Raw genomic sequence first — 14591 nt, forward strand, 5'->3', positions numbered from 1 at the left:
TTTCCTGCGGCGCTGCCGTCCGGCCACATCGACTCCCAGATAATTGAAACGATTCAATCGAGCGGGGCTCCGGTGAGAGTAGGTGACCGCGGTCACGGTCGTCAACGGCCCCTGACCCAAGCCGGTACAGGGATCCGGCGGCCGGCTCGGTGAATCCGTCGAATGCCCGCCCACGTCGGCGCGTCCGAATTGTGCCGGCCGCAGCCCGGCGGGCGGATCCACACCCGCGCGGTCGGCCGCTTCGACGACACCGGGGCGCGCACCGCGTCGGTCTGCCCCATCGAAACAGGAGAAGCATGCGGATCACCCGGCTGCTCCTCGGCCACCACGTTTCTTCGTGCCGGCTGCGGCACCACCGAGGCGCCCACCAGCAACGCCGCCGCCACCGGCAGCACCGGTCCGATCACCGTCGTCGACGCGCGCGGCAAGGAGGTGAAGCTGCCCGGCCCGCCAAGCGCGTCGCGGCGACCGAGTGGAACGCCGTCGAACACCTCGTCTCCCTCGGCGTCATGCCGGTCGGCGTGTCCGACATCAAGGGCTACGGCCAGTGGGTCAGAGCCGAAAAGCTCGACGGCACCAAGGACATCGGCACCCGCGGCGAACCGAGCCTCGACACGCTCGGCTCGCCGGGTCATCGGCGGCTTTCTCGTCGTCCCAGGATTCCGGCAGGAACAGCCGCCAGTCGATCGCGGCCGAGGCCCAGTCGGTGACCGCGTGCACGCTCACCCCGATCTGGCAGTTCCCGGTCTTGCCCAGCGCGCCGCAGTACATCCGCGCCACACCGGGGGAATCCTCGCCGTCCTTGGGGAACCCGGTGTCATCGATGTCCAGGGCGTCCGGGTCGACGAACTCACCGGCCCATGCGGCCAGCCGACGCCGGACCTCGACGTGGTCCCAGGTCGAGGTGGTGACGAACTGCTGCAGCTGCTGGTGATCGACGCCAAGCCGTTCGGCCATCGGCTGCATCGACTTGCGTTTGTCCACGAGGTCTCCGGTGTTCAGGTTCTTCTTGGTCGACGAACCACCTACCGGAGACCTCACCCATGTCGAGCACCGACACGCCCAGCAACACCAACTCCAGCTCAGCTTGCTCGAGACGACTTCGATACAGGCCCTAGAAGGATGTCATCGTGCCAAGCCCTGCTCCCGTGAGTTCCGTGACGACGTCGTCGCCGTGGTCCGTCGCGGCGATGCTTCGTTGAAGCAGGTCGTGAAGGATTTCAGGATTTCCGAGTCGTACATGGCCGATGACATCGATAGCAGTAGTCCGGCGCCACGGAACGGAAGCCGGTGGCGCAGTTTTTCCGATCTATCCGCTGGCCGCTAGTGCTGTGGTTGTGGGTTCTCGTCTAGCGCGTACCGGATTGCCGCATCGAGTCCGGAGCCGGCCCCTTCGGTGAAGGCAGTGTCGAACGCTTCGGCCCCAAGTGCCGCGGATGTTCGCTCGGCGCATTGCTCGTCGAAAGTCTGGTAGGGGCTCGTCTCGTTGATGCGCGCGCCGGATTGTCGCCAAATTGCCACGGTACAACCGAGTAGGCGGGCGGCCCGTTCGTACTCGGCAGCCGACGAGTGGCACCAGGTCAGCGCCTCGAAGAGAAACGCGAGCAGGGTGCGATCGGCCAACCGCAACGCGATGGCCTCACGGAGGATGCCTGCAGCCTCACGAGGGCGGCCCGACCGCCAACGGTGAATTGCGACCGCCCACAACGCGTACCCCCGCGACCAACGGGCCTCGTGTCGCTCAGTCAACGCCACTGCCTCCGCAGCGACAGCCTCGCCGCGCGGATCGTCGAGGAAGAAGTACATGGCGGCGAGCAGGACCAGTGCGTCGAATACCAGCAGCGCGTCACCGGCCGCGCGGTACCCGGCCAGAGCACGTTCCAGCAGTTCGGCGCCACCGGACAGGTCACCCGCGAAGAACGCGGACATCCCGCTGCACTCGGCGTAGCCAGCGCGGAGCCGTTCGTCACCGAAACTTTCGGCCAGGCCACTCAGTTCGGCCAGCATCTCCCCCGCAGGGCCGGCCTCACCGATCTGGATCGCCAGGAACGAGGCCGCATACAAAGCTTGCGCCCGCACCAGTGTGTGACCGTGGCAGAGTTCAAGCCCCTCATGCAGGTGCCGGTAGCCCTCGCGCACGAGAGCGCCCCCGTACCAGAAGTTCCACAGGGAAGCGGCGATGTCCAGCGCCTGGCTCGCCCGGTCGGGGATCGACAGGCAGTGGTCCATCACGGCCCGGAGGTTCGCGTGCTCACGGCGCAGCCGTGCAACCCACTCCAGCTGCCCAGGCCCGAACCCCTCGCATCGATATCGCTGGGCCACAGCCACGTAGTACTCGGCCTGGCGCAACCGCACATCCTGCTCGCCTCCCCGCTCGGCGAGCTTGCCCGCACCGTATGCCCGCACGGTCTCCAACATCCAATACCACGTGTGCCCGCAAAACGCGCCTTTTTGGCGGAACAGGACCGACTTGTCCATCAATCCGGTCAAGACACCGAGTACACCGGCGTTCGGCGCGTGCTCAACCTCGCCGATGTGCTCGACCGCCTCCAGGTCGAACCCGCCGGGGAAGACAGACAGCTGCGCCCACAGCCACTGCTCGTCCGGAGAGCACAGCTCATAGCTCCAGTCGATCGTGGCCTCGAGCGTCCGCTGCCGCGCCCGCACGGTGCATGGGCCCATAGTGAGCAAGGCGAACCGGTCCACCAGGCGTTGTAGCAGCTGATCGACCGACAACACCCGCAGCCAAACGGCGGCCAACTCCAGTGCGAGCGGAATACCCTCCAGCCGCGCACAGATCTGCTTCACTGCTGCCATGTCGCGCGGCGCGAGCTTCAAGTGAGGCACGGCCGCGGCCGCCCGATCGATGAATAGGGTCACCGCGTCGGTCTGACGCTTGCTTCCGGCCGCCTCTCTTCCGCCGCTCGCGTCGACGTCGTGTGGGACCACCATCGGCTCGACACAGAGGACGTGCTCGCCCTCAGCGTGTAGTACATGACGGCAGGTGGCCAAAACGCGAACCTGATCAGCCGCCGTGAGCAACTTGGTGACCAGGGCCGCGCACTCGTCAGCCATGTGCTCACAGTTGTCGAGCACCAACAGCAACTGCCTGTCCCTGAGAAATTCTGCGAGGCCAGCAGCCGGATCAGCGGTATCACGCAACCCCAACACGGTCGCCACCGCGCTCGGCAACAACCTCGAGTCACGCAGTTCGGCGAGCTCGACCAGCCACACGCCGTCGGTGAAATCCGCGCGTAGCTCGGCCGCTATCCGCAGCGCCAGCCGCGTCTTGCCGACACCTCCGCTACCGGTCAACGTCAAGAGCCGCGCCGTCGACAGCAGGCGCTTCGCTTCCTTCAACTCGTGCCGCCTGCCGACGAAGCTGGTCAGCTCGGCGGGTAGATTATCAGCAGCCCTGCTCATATTGTCAGGCATATGGCGGTCAATGACATTGACCCAGCCGGTCGTCATCGTCTCCTTCACGTCGACTTGGACCAGCCTAAACATGGCCGGATCAATTCCACGACAGTTTCGGATTACTTCACCGAAAAACCATTCGGAAGCAATGACGGCCAGCAATCCAGAAGATTCAGCAAGTGCGTCCTTCAACGGCTTCGCATCCAGCAGCCGAAAAGCGAGGTTGATCGACGTTGCCGTCACCCCGTGATCATCGTAAGCCACCTCGCCAGCATGCAGCGTCATCCGCAGTCGGATCCGCTCCTCCACTGGACGAGTCGAGTTATGCTCACATAAGGCGGCAACCAGCAGATGCGGTACCACTTCCACGAAGTGAGCTTTTGGCATCTCTGGTGGCGCAAGTATAAACAGACCGTCACCCAGGTCTTGAAGATCGCATTTTGCCCACGGGATGTTCGCACCCTCGAAAGCCTGCCGCATGACCGAATACAGTCCAGCACGTACGGCGAGTCGATGGGGATTGGTGCGACGCGGGTCGCCGTATCCCTCGATGTCCACCGCGATGATCGTACGATGGACCGCAGGTTGTGGATTTTCCATCCCGCCTCCGTTGACGACAGGGACGTTCAGCAGTGCAGTTCACATAAATATAGAGGAAAGATCGCCTTCGACTAAGCCGGGGTCACACTGGGCGACTTGATCTAACTGACCCAGCCGGCGTAGCTGGGAATGTAGACCTGCAGCCACAGTATGGACTGCGCGCACGAGGTAAGTTCAATGGCCTGATTCCGCCGCAACGGCCTGCGCCGGAACAGGAATTCGTACCATTTGGTGCGCCTGCGCACCTATCAGACGTGGCCAAATCAGTCGCGCGTCCGCGCCGGCGCGAGAAGGGTGCTCAAGTGGCGGTCGGCGGTCTGCCAGGTGACGACAGTGTTGTCGATGATGAAGTCGCCGATGTTGGCGAGCGCGATGACCGCGTCGCAGACCAACGCCTGGCTCGACGAGGCCAGCCGGTATCGTCAGCGCTTCACATGCTTCGCCGATAGAGGCAAGCACAGGTGCGACCTGTACCCGTCAGCGCCGCGGCGTCGAGTTGGCCAAGTGCCTTCATGAATCTTCTCCAGCGGGCGACGAAGTTCACCCCGCCTACCACTCGGAAGCGGCCGCATGACGCCGAGCGGTCCAACACCTAACCGAAATTGCAAGCCCTGCTCAACACGCTCGCGCGGCGCGGAACGCTGCTGGTCGTGGTCTTCCAGCCGGCCACGACCGGAGCCGCCGGTCGCGGCCGACCGTGCGTCGGACGCCAGGTGGCTTATCTGCCCGGGCTAGCGATGCGCCGCATCGCCGACCTCTGCCCCGACCGCGCCAAACCGACGCCCGGGACGCGTTCATCATCCCCGACGCCGCCCAATCGCTGCCACACACCCTGCGCCCGGTCGTCGTCGGCGATGACACCCTGGCAACGCGGGACGATCCGTGCGTGAACGACAGTCGGCCAATCACAGTGCAGTAACGGGCCTACGAGCGGCAGTGCGGCCATTCGGGTGCGATCGACTATAACCTCGTCATCTGTGCCGGGCGACCGCGTTCCACCCGCGCCCCGAACCGCCTCAAGCACCGAGGTACACGATGATCAAAACCGCCCACGAAGCCATCCTGCCACGCACGGTGCCGCCGCGTCGGGCCGGCGCCCGGTGTCGTCGGCAGGCCGTCGGAGACCGCGGGCTGAGGTTCGCGTTCTACGGACGGATGTCCACGGTCGAGTTCCAGGGCCGGGAGACGTCGTTGGGGTGGCAGCGAGAGGTCGCCGAGGAGACAATCCGCGGGCGCGGCGTGACCGTGACGGAGTACTTCGACGAAGGGTGTTCACGTCGGTTGCCCTGGCGTCAACGGCCGGCCGCGGCCCAGCTGATGGCAGCCGCGGAACACCCGAACCGTTCATTCGATGCCGTCGTCATTGGCGAGTACGAGCGAGCGTTTTACGGCGACCAGTTCAACGCCGTGCTGACCACACTCCAGGAGCAAGGCATCCAGCTGTGGCTCCCCGAAGCGGACGGTCCGGTGAACCTTGATGACCCGGTGCACCAGGCACTAATGCTGTTGCTCGGGTCCCAGTCACGTCGCGAGGTGTTGCGGGTTCGGCACCGAGTGCTGACGGCGATGCACATCCAGGCCTGTGTTCAAGGCAGGTTCCTCGGCGGCTGGCCACCCTACGGCTACCGCCTAGCCGATGCCGGTCCGCACCCGAACCGAGCCCATGCGAGCTGGGGTCGCCGCCTACACCGTCTCGAGCCCGATCCGGCCACCGCACCGTGGGTGCGGTGGATCTTCCAGCAACGAGCCACCGGGCGAAGCGTAGCCGGAATCGCACGGGAACTGAACGACCGCGGCGTCCCGTGCCCGTCGCGTGCCGACCGGGTTCGGAATCGTCATCGAACGAAGCACGAGTGGATCATCCGGACCGTCATCGGCATCCTCGAAAACCCGCGGTACACCGGACGGCAGGTGTGGAACCGGCACGGCACCAGAACTACGGCCCCCTCCCATCGCCGCGTTCCCACTCGGCCGCCGGCGACAGGAGGTTGGGCCGAGTCGGAGAAGGTGACACATTCTGCGCTCGTCACCGAGGCCACCTTCGCGGCGATTCAGGGCATGCGCGCAGCCCGACCCCCCCAGCACGGCCATACCAGGACGTACGTGCTGGCAGGGCTCGTGCAATGTCAGCTGTGCGGCCGTCGACTGGATTCTCACTGGGTGAACGGCCGACCGGGCTGCCGCTGCCGCCACGGCCACACCAGCGCCCGCAACCGCCCACCAGAACTCGCCAAAAACGTCTACGTTCGCGAAGACCACCTACTCAACGATCTCCACGTGCGATTCGCCGATACTGTCGGTGACGACGGGTCTACGATCGCCGACTACCTCAGATCGAACGACCTAACGATCATGTGCGGCGGCCCGCCTCGAGAAGTCAAGGCATCCAGCCCACAATCCGCACTTGCCACGACAGTCGAGACCGGCGGCGACCAGCTGCTGCTACTCTGACCTGGCCGCGACGCGCGGCTCAATGGGGTAATTGAGTGTCCGAGACCGAGTTGATCTATAACCCCACCCTGAAATTCGCCACGGACCTGCGACTTGACTGAGATCCAGAAGCCCAACCGCGAAGCGGGAGATTTCCCACGTCTACGTGTTCAAAGGGGGACTTGAACCCCCACGGCGGTAAATCTTCCCCGGTTTAGGGAAAGTCATGGCTTGACGATAGCAGATCACGCTTCCCCTAGCGACCCGCCGCCTGCAACGGGATGCGGTTCGCGGGTGAGCACCGCGAGGGCCGCAGCAACGTCGTGGATCGAGGCTTTAACGTAGGTTGCGGTTGTTCCGGCCTGATTCAACGTGGTCGAACTCTGATGACCGGCATAGGCTTGGGCGACCGCGTAGCCATGCGTACGTTCAACCCAGGTGAGAGTCGTGTGGCGCAGCCAGTGGGTAGAGATACCTTGATGCGCGACCCATGGCAGGTGTCGTCCTACGCGGTCCCACAGGTGGTCGTAGCGACGCCTGGTGATGGGGCGTTTCCGTCGATAGCGCAGGAGCGGTTCATCGGGATCAACGGCGCCTCGACCTTCGCCGTGTGAAATCAAGTGGGCCATCAAGCTGGGCGAGACGGGTTGCCACCGACTGGTGTTCGCCTTCTCGCGCAGGTAGATCAGGCACTGATGCCGGTCGAGATCTCGTGGCCTCAGTTGCAAGGCCCCGCCGCGGCGGCATGCGGTCTCGGTGTGGAGCCGGAGAAGGAGTGAGTCGAGCTCAGGATCGTCGCCAGTCGAGCCGGCCACGCCGTTGATCTCTGTGAGTTCTAAGGCAGTGAGTGCACGCCGGGGCGATGGTAAGCGACGTGGCTTGCTGACGCGGGCAGCGGGATTCGCTACCCGTGTGATCAGCCGGTCGTCTTCAGCATGGTGGTAGAGGCACCTTGCTGCAGCGATGAAGCTCTCGGCTGCGCCGGTTCCGCCGCGGAAGTTGTTACGGCTGACCGCGTTCGCCTTGACTTCTTCGGCGAGTTGCTTGACCTCAGACGGGGTGGGTTCGTCGATTCTCCGACTTCCCCAGCTGGTTTCCAGGTGCTTCCAGTAGGAAGCGTAGGTAGAACGTGTACCTAATGACACAGCCGCGGCCACCACCGGAATATACTCGCTGAAGGTCGGCACAGACGTCGGGCACTCAGACTGATCAGCTACCAGGTCGGCTGGGTCGACGCCCAGCCGCTCCAGCAGAAGACGTGCCGCGGCCAGATCGTCAGCCCGGTCAGCGCAGCGTGACTGCTGTGCTGCCATGGTCACTGCGCGGCTGTCGCGCGCGCCGGGTGATAGCGGGACATCATCTGATCCAGGACCGAGAATGAGTGCACCACCAGCGTGTCGTGTTCAACCGCAGCCGCTAGTAAGACACCGTCGCCGCCGTGGATTCCGGACCGAAACCGCGCCGCAGCCGGAAGCACCACACTGCACTGCTTCGTTACGCGGCTCACGCTGCGTGTTGCGGGACGAAGTACAATGATACCGTCAGACGTCTGCAGTGCGAGCTGATCTCCAACTTTCCAGTTCAACGCAAGAAGAAGCCTTCGCGCAGACAGTCTGCCCGAGGAGTCAACTCGGCTGATCTCGTACTGCATGGACCCGTCGCTCAGCAATGACTGCAGTTCAGCCATTGGCAATACCGGAGAACGCTGAGCATGCATAGGCCGTGAATAGCTCGGAATGAGCGCTGCGACCACCGCGTCGGCAACAGCAGGGGACACTGCAGCAAACGGAGGCGAGTCGTCTCGAGCAACTTGCCCGCCAACGGCATCAGTCTGATCAACCACGGCATCTCCCGCCAGCTTGGCCGACACAAAGATCAACAGCAACCGAGTCCGGCAGCACCGCCGCGGCTCGCCAGCTCAACGTGTCTCGATGGTCCCGTCAGTTGAGATACGCCGTTTGCTGGACGTGTTTGATGCGCCTGTATTTCCAAGGTCACGGAGAATTTTAGGTCTCGGCCGTCTCGATTGGGCAGTCTCGCGAGTCCGCGAACGTCTCGCAGGAGTGGCCTGAGCTCCCTCCAGGTATCCGGCCGCCTGTTCCACGCAGCCAAGTGGGCTAGGGAGGTTGTCGAGTCGATTGTCAGCCGGCGGCGATAGTGCCAGACCGGTGGCCCCGTGCAAGCCCCCGGTACAGAACGCCGTATCCCCGATGAGGTACGCACAGCTACCACGCGGCCTGGACGTCGCTCCGACCTGGAGATCTCCGCGACACTGACCCTCGTCGAGTTCGGCCGAGGCCACTGGGGACGGTCATGACGCGAACTCACCGGCATGACCTGTCACTGGGGATCCAGTGTTTCTTCACCGGCCTCATCGCGGTCGGCGCCGCGTTCGCCTCCTACCGGCACGGCCTCCACTTCGCTCTGCGCTTCGGCGCGGACGAGGCGACCGCCTGGATCTGGCCACTCATCATCGACGGCCTGCTCACCATCGCTACCGTCGAGCTCTGGAAAGCTGCCGGGAGCAAGTGGCAGGCCTAGCTCGCGTTCGTATTCGGCATCTCGCTCTCGCTCTGCGCCAACATCGCCTCGGCTCCCGAACTGAGCATCTTCGGCATCATGGTGGCCGCTTGCCCGCCCCTTGCCCTGTTGCTCGCTGTCGAATTACTGAACCGAGCTTTGAAGCGCCGACGCTCGCCGTCGGCACAGGCCTTCAAAATCCCACGGGAAGCAGAGGCGGCCGACTTGTCCACAGAGTCGGATGAGCCTGTGGACAAAACCGCGGAGCAACGGATGTGGGAGTTCTATGAAAAAGAGCGGCGGCAGGGGCGCACGCCGACCGGGGCCGACCTCGACCGGATCGCCGGCACCCACAACTACGGGCGCCGCATCCTGCGCAAGTGGCGCGCCGCCGACCTGACCACGTCGACGACGACTTGATCCTCACTCCTGGCGGCGTCGCGGGAGGGATAACGATTTCGGCCGCGGCAAGACCTGCAGCCGGGGAAGGGGCAGGCTGCCGTCCGGTCGGCGGTGCCCGCCAGCCCGCTCCTTCCCGAGCCGGAGGAGCCGCATTCGCCACGCTTTCACGCCTGCGGCTTCTCCTCGCTCTGGATGATGTCCTCCGCGACTTCCTTCGGCACGGAACCATTGGTCTTCGGTCCGATCACTGGCGCCAGGACGACGATCCCGTGCATCCGCCGCGCCTGTGACCGAAGCGCCCGGATCTCCTGGGCCTGAGATTCTCCAGGAGCAAGGCGTTCGAGCTGGGCCAGGTGCGGCTCGAGCGGCGACAGATCGACCGACACCTCGGCCAGGGCCTTGACCAGTTCGGCGGTGAGCGGCCTTCTGGGCTCACCGGTCCTGATGTCCGGCCAGGTGACCAGGGCCCGGACACCCAGGCTGATATTGGACGCCTGAGCGAGGTAGTAGTCGACTTCGGACAGGACGTCGTGGACCGTCCGGTACACCGCGTCCCATGCGGTGTCGCGCCGGGCCGCGGCCGCGATCGCCTCCTCCTTCGCGCGCTGACAGTTGTCGTGCGCGATCTCGGCGGCTTCTTCCGCGAGAACCAAGGCGGTGGGCGGCCGCGCTTCGTCTTCGGCCCGCAACGCTTCCAGCTGCTCGAGCTTCGGGTTCTCCGCGTAGAGGTGGGCCAAGAACACGACCCAGGGCAAGGTCACGAACAACAGCACCAGGACCGGGGCCATGGCGTTGCGAAGGGTCCCGTCGCTCACCTGGGAGGCCCCGAGCCGAGCCGACGCGGCGAGCCCGAAGGAGATTGAAGCCGCCGTCAAGATCAGGGTGGCTCCCAGGCCGGGCAGGTGGCGGGTGATCCAGCGCGCCGCGCGCACCAGGTGACGGCTGCGTCCGGACGCCGACGACATCACGTACGCGGGGGCCTTCAGCATCCCGTGGCGCAGACGGGCGACGTGCTCCGCGAGAACGTGCGATGCGACGATCACGACCACCGGGCTGAGCAGGCCGAGGAAGAACCCGCCGGTCATGCCGATGACCAGGTGTCCCCAGTCCGTCCGCCCGACCTGCAAACCGCTTATGGTCAAGTAGATCTGGAAGAAGAACAGCTCGTCGAAAGCGATGACGACGCCGTCAGCCGTGCGGGCGAGCAGGCGCCGGTATCGGCGTTTGCCGCCGGTCTCCAGCGAGGCCAGGTCGAGGTGCCGGTCGGGGTGCAGGTGCGGCGGCGTCGTCCGCTGTGGCGGGTCCTCGTAGGACGGCGGCGGGTCCCGCCCTGGTGCTCCGGCATGTCGTCGAGGTCGGCCGGAAGATCGGCCATCCTCCGTTGATAGCGGAGCTCCTCGAGGCGCCGCGCGAGCAGGACGGCCCCGGCCCCTTCCCGTTCCTGGGCGAGAACGAGCTGCTCGTGAGCTTGTTCGAGCCCGCCGCCAGTCGAAGTCAGCTCGCCCTTTCTGGCCTCGCAGGCGGTGTACACACCCGCCTTGGCGATGAGCTCGCCACGTACGTCGCCGAAGACCTTCTCGCGCTCCGAAAACCGGGATCTGCCGTTGACCAGTTCGTGGATGAGGTCCTCTCGCATCCGCCGCTCGTGTGGCGCGAAGGGCCGGTTGCTGCGCCACCTGCGCCAGAACGAGGGTTTCTTCGGACGATCTTCACGACCGCGGAGGTCCGGCGGGTCGTCGTCAGTGCTCATGGGTCAGCGTCCTTTCGTGGGAGTGACGATGTCGAGGACGATCCGGCGGTTGCGTTGAGCAGCCTGCTCGATCAGGTTGCCGGCCGGGTCGATGTCGTTTACGACCTGCTCGCTGCTGCCCACACCGCGGGCGGGAGCCAGCGCCTCGGCCGGGACGTGCTGCTCGATGAAGTAGTTCCGCACTGCTTCGGCGCGCTGGACCGACAGGAGGTCCCGGCCGGGGATCGGGCCCCAGGTGGCGGTGTGACCGGTGATGGTGGCATGGGCGCCGGGGCCCTGCAGGATCGTCACGTACGGGCGGAGCACAGCTTCGGCGGCCGGCGCCAGCACGGGCGAGTTTGGGTCGAAGAGCGCCTGCGCCGACAGCGACACGCTGCCGGTGCCGACCGGCGGCTTCGGCTGCGGAGGTGCCGCGGCGAATACGGCGTCGGCGGGCACGTTCGCCGGTGCTCCGTCGAGGATGTCCCCGGACTTGCGTTCGAGCCGCGGTTTGGCCACGCCGGCGGCCTTGAGGATTTCGCCCCAGACGGAGACGATCCAGCGCTGCTCGCCCTCGGTCATCTGCCGCCGCCCCTGCGATGTCTGCCCCAGCTCGAGGATCTGCACGTCCACGCCCTGCAGACCCGGGATTTCGGCGTCGCCGGCGAGCATCTTGGCGACCGATTCCGGAGTGGCGTCGCCGGCCAGCGGGACGCGCAGGTCCAGCGGCGCGGTGTTGTCCAGCCCGTTGGACACGGCCACCACGCTGACCGGCCCGTGCTCGGTACCGATCTGGCGGCTGACTTTCTGCAGCGCGTCGAGCAGGCTGCTGTCGGGCTGCTGGGGGACGAGGGAGGAGGTCCAGGCATCGAGGCATCCGAGAACCCGGCGCACGTAGCCGTCGCGGTCGGCGTCGACGTCCGTGCGGTACCGGGCGACGCGGTTGGTCTGCTTCCAGAACGCCGCCCCGTCGCTGCGTCCCTGGATCTGGCCGACGTCGATGAGCACCCGGCCGCCGCCGGTGTGCGCGTCGAGCATGTCGTGCAGCTTCTCGCCCAGCTCGGCGGGCATCTTGATGCGCGGGGCGTCGGCGGTGTGGTCGACCAGCACCTCCAGGCGGGAGTCGGGGTCGCCCGGGTCCGGCGCCGCGGCCTGGTAGGCCGGCAAGGTCTCGTCGCACGTCGGCTCGTCGACCCCGCATGCCGCCGAGATCGCCATCGGGCAGCCGACGAAGACGCCGGCAATGAGGACACGCACTCGGGGTGGTCGCCTCCGGCGAGGTGAAGACATCGGTTCTCCAGTTCATCCGTTCGGTGTTCCTGTCCGTAGCCGGCGAGCGTAGGAAGGCCGATCACGACGGCGAGTCCACAAAAGAGGGGAAGAAATTGGACTTAAGGCCATGAGCGGCAGAGCACAGGACCTGACGCCGGAGGCGGCCGCCGAGCTCCTTCTCGAGAGCTTCCGCGGCGAGGGCTACCGCAAGCTCGACGTCAAGGCCTGCGCGCACGTGCTCGGCATCGGCAAGAGCAGCTTCACCAGCCGCTTCGGCCGCAAGCGCGCGATGATGATCATCACGGCGTTGTGGTGCTGGCTGGAGAATCCCGTCTCGCCGTGCACCGAACGCCACACCGTCGGCGAGGCACGACGTCTTCTCCACGACGTGGCGGAGAACATCGCCGGGTTCCTGCACCGCGAACGCACACTGATGGTTCAGCTGGTGTACGGGCTCAGCGACATCTCCAACTACGAAAAGAACGATGACGAGAAGGCCTGGCGGAGCGAGTCGTTCGGCGAGCCCTGGGCCACGGTGCTGCGCGCCGCGCGGACGCACAACCGCTGGGTCGGGTTCGCGCCGCGACTGCGAGAAGGTGTCGAGGTGGCCGCGCGAGCCGTCGGCCACCTCGACACCGCGGCGCACCAGTCGATGGCCGACGCTCTGTCGGACCTGCTGCTGCGCGTCTGGTGGCAGAACACCCACGCCCCGGCAACGGTGATCGCCGAGCAGGTGACGGGGCTGTGGTTCTCCGGGATGCTGCTGCCGGCGACCGGTCCGTGGGTCGGCCGGGCGTACGCGGCCGAACAACAGCTGCTCCGCGCGCTGCGGCCCGAGCATGCCCCGACCTGGGAGATCGCCAGCCGGACCGAACTGGGAACCGCACTGATCTCCGGCCAGACACTGTGGCGACGCGCGCTGCGGGAGTTCGGCCTGGCGTTGACGGAGTTCTCGCAGCTGGAAGATTCACTGCGCGCTCAGCCCAGCCCCCTGCTGATCGGAAGCCTGCGCAGCAGGCACGGACAGTGCGCGCTGCGCTACGGCGACTATCCCCAAGCGCAGACCAGTCTGACCGAGGCGCTTCGAGAGGCGCGCCGGCTCGGCAACGAACACGACATCGCCCGGGCGCGCACCAACCTCGCCGAGCTGTACATGCGGACCGGCCGAGTCACCGAAGCCCTGACCCTCGCCCGGCAGGCCGTCGCCGCCCGCCCGCTGCGTCCGGTCTGGTCCAGCCCCGTACCGCGATTGTGGGACGCGGCGGTGGTGAGCACGGTGGTGCTGACCCGGGCGCACCTGCACGCGGGCCAGGTCACGGATGCGGTCCGGCTGGCCGAGGACCTGCTTGAGGTGATCGACGGGGAGGGCGGGCGGGCGGTCGCGCCGGACGGCCCGACCGCCGCGCTGGCGCGCGCCACCCACGGCCGCGCACTGCTGGCGGCCGGTCACCCGGACCTCGCCCGCCGGTCTGTCACCGATGCCGTCACGGCCGCGGCGAACGCGACCGGCCGCCACTCACTGCTGACCAGGCAGGCACGGACGCTGGAAGCTCGCTGCTACCTGGCCCTCGGTGATCCGGAGTCCGCCTGCCGGATTCTCGATGAGCTCGTACAGGACGAGAACTGGGTAGCCGAGCACATGTCCTTCCGGCACGCCCTCTCCGTGCGCGTTTGGCTCGGCGCTGCCTGGCTTGCCGCGGGAGACGCCGCCCGCAGTGCGCAGGTGCTCGACGACGGCCTCGCGCTGCTGAGGCGTCACCTCACCGATCCTGATCCTCAAAGCATCGAGTACCGGCGCGTCGCCGCGGTGACGGCCTGGCAGCTCGATCAAGCCGCCGCGGTCGCCGACCTCGAACGGCTCGTCGACGCCTCGTCGTCCACGCCCGTCCTCCCGCGGCACGTCGACCTGCTGCACGATCTCGGCCAGGCTTACGCGGCACGAGGCGAGGGGCACCGTGCGCGCCAGACCTTTCGCCGCGCGCTGAGGGAAGGCGAAACCGGCATCGACCCCGCGCACCCCAGCGTGCTCGCGGTCCGCGTCGCGCTGGCCCGGCTGCAGCTCGACGACTCTCCGGAGCACGCCGCGAAGCTGCTGGAACCGGTCCTGTCCGACCGGCCGCTGGCCCACGGGCTGACGGCCCTGGCCAAGACGCACCCGCTGCTGTCCGCCGCCCGCTCACTGCGGGACCGGATCGCGAAGAGCTCCGGGACGCAGTGAGCG

General features: G+C 66.5%; 9 protein-coding genes and 3 pseudogenes. 4 read left to right on the top strand and 8 right to left on the bottom strand.

Annotated features, from left to right (window positions below):
• Positions 1–101 precede the first annotated feature (101 nt).
• The 4 genes and pseudogenes from ISP_RS29555 to ISP_RS29570 all read right to left on the bottom strand — a co-directional run bounded on the left by ISP_RS29555 (position 102) and on the right by ISP_RS29570 (position 4409).
• A complete protein-coding gene (locus ISP_RS29555) occupies positions 102–491 on the bottom strand; it encodes a hypothetical protein (protein WP_155258933.1) in 390 nt (129 codons plus the stop codon).
• Between the two features lie 118 nt (positions 492–609).
• Positions 610–987: pseudogene (locus tag ISP_RS29560) on the bottom strand (transposase); the annotation flags it as partial.
• Between the two features lie 336 nt (positions 988–1323).
• Entirely contained in the window at positions 1324–3507 is a 2184-nt protein-coding gene (locus ISP_RS29565; RefSeq protein WP_014467344.1) for an ATP-binding protein, read from the bottom strand.
• Between the two features lie 773 nt (positions 3508–4280).
• On the bottom strand, positions 4281–4409 hold the full coding sequence (locus tag ISP_RS29570) for a hypothetical protein (RefSeq protein ID WP_014467346.1): 129 nt from the start codon (positions 4407–4409) through the stop codon (positions 4281–4283).
• 234 nt (positions 4410–4643) lie between these two features.
• Here ISP_RS29570 and ISP_RS29575 point away from each other — a divergent pair.
• Positions 4644–4885: pseudogene (locus ISP_RS29575) on the top strand (IS110 family transposase); the annotation flags it as partial.
• 167 nt (positions 4886–5052) lie between these two features.
• Complete coding sequence (locus ISP_RS29580) at positions 5053–6468, top strand: recombinase family protein (protein WP_230468431.1); 1416 nt, start codon at positions 5053–5055, stop codon at positions 6466–6468.
• A 224-nt stretch (positions 6469–6692) separates the two neighbouring features.
• Here ISP_RS29580 and ISP_RS29585 read toward each other — a convergent pair whose 3' ends face one another.
• The gene (locus ISP_RS29585) at positions 6693–7760 is read right to left on the bottom strand and encodes a tyrosine-type recombinase/integrase (protein WP_014467348.1); all 1068 of its coding nucleotides are present in this window, start codon (positions 7758–7760) and stop codon (positions 6693–6695) included.
• 1000 nt (positions 7761–8760) lie between these two features.
• Between ISP_RS29585 and ISP_RS48365 the strand changes: the two are divergent.
• Positions 8761–9387, top strand: a pseudogene (locus tag ISP_RS48365) (DUF2637 domain-containing protein).
• Between the two features lie 146 nt (positions 9388–9533).
• On the opposite strand, the gene ISP_RS29595 reads toward ISP_RS48365, so the two are convergent.
• Genes ISP_RS29595 through ISP_RS29605 form a run of 3 tightly spaced genes read right to left on the bottom strand, consistent with a single transcriptional unit; the run spans position 9534 to position 12355 of the window.
• Positions 9534–10496: a hypothetical protein gene (locus tag ISP_RS29595; RefSeq protein WP_013227593.1), complete on the bottom strand. Its 963-nt coding sequence runs from the start codon at positions 10494–10496 to the stop codon at positions 9534–9536.
• Positions 10497–10507: 11 nt separating this feature from the next.
• Complete coding sequence (locus ISP_RS29600) at positions 10508–11119, bottom strand: hypothetical protein (RefSeq protein WP_141748473.1); 612 nt, start codon at positions 11117–11119, stop codon at positions 10508–10510.
• A gap of 3 nt (positions 11120–11122) precedes the next feature.
• On the bottom strand, positions 11123–12355 hold the full coding sequence (locus ISP_RS29605) for an OmpA family protein (RefSeq protein ID WP_013227594.1): 1233 nt from the start codon (positions 12353–12355) through the stop codon (positions 11123–11125).
• 142 nt (positions 12356–12497) lie between these two features.
• Between ISP_RS29605 and ISP_RS29610 the strand changes: the two genes are divergently transcribed.
• On the top strand, positions 12498–14588 hold the full coding sequence (locus ISP_RS29610) for a tetratricopeptide repeat protein (protein ID WP_013227595.1): 2091 nt from the start codon (positions 12498–12500) through the stop codon (positions 14586–14588).
• Positions 14589–14591: the final 3 nt, after the last annotated feature.

This window comes from Amycolatopsis mediterranei (assembly GCF_026017845.1).
Taxonomy (GTDB): Bacteria; Actinomycetota; Actinomycetes; order Mycobacteriales; family Pseudonocardiaceae; genus Amycolatopsis; species Amycolatopsis mediterranei.

What these genes read in the sequence shown, in the direction of transcription:
- ISP_RS29610 (WP_013227595.1), top strand. Translation starts at nt 12,498, where the DNA reads ATGAGCGGCAGAGCACAGGACCTGACGCCGGAGGCGGCCGCCGAGCTC.
- ISP_RS29585 (WP_014467348.1), bottom strand. Translation starts at nt 7,760, where the DNA reads ATGGCAGCACAGCAGTCACGCTGCGCTGACCGGGCTGACGATCTGGCC.
- ISP_RS29580 (WP_230468431.1), top strand. Translation starts at nt 5,053, where the DNA reads ATGATCAAAACCGCCCACGAAGCCATCCTGCCACGCACGGTGCCGCCG.
- ISP_RS29600 (WP_141748473.1), bottom strand. Translation starts at nt 11,119, where the DNA reads ATGAGCACTGACGACGACCCGCCGGACCTCCGCGGTCGTGAAGATCGT.
- ISP_RS29565 (WP_014467344.1), bottom strand. Translation starts at nt 3,507, where the DNA reads ATGTTTAGGCTGGTCCAAGTCGACGTGAAGGAGACGATGACGACCGGC.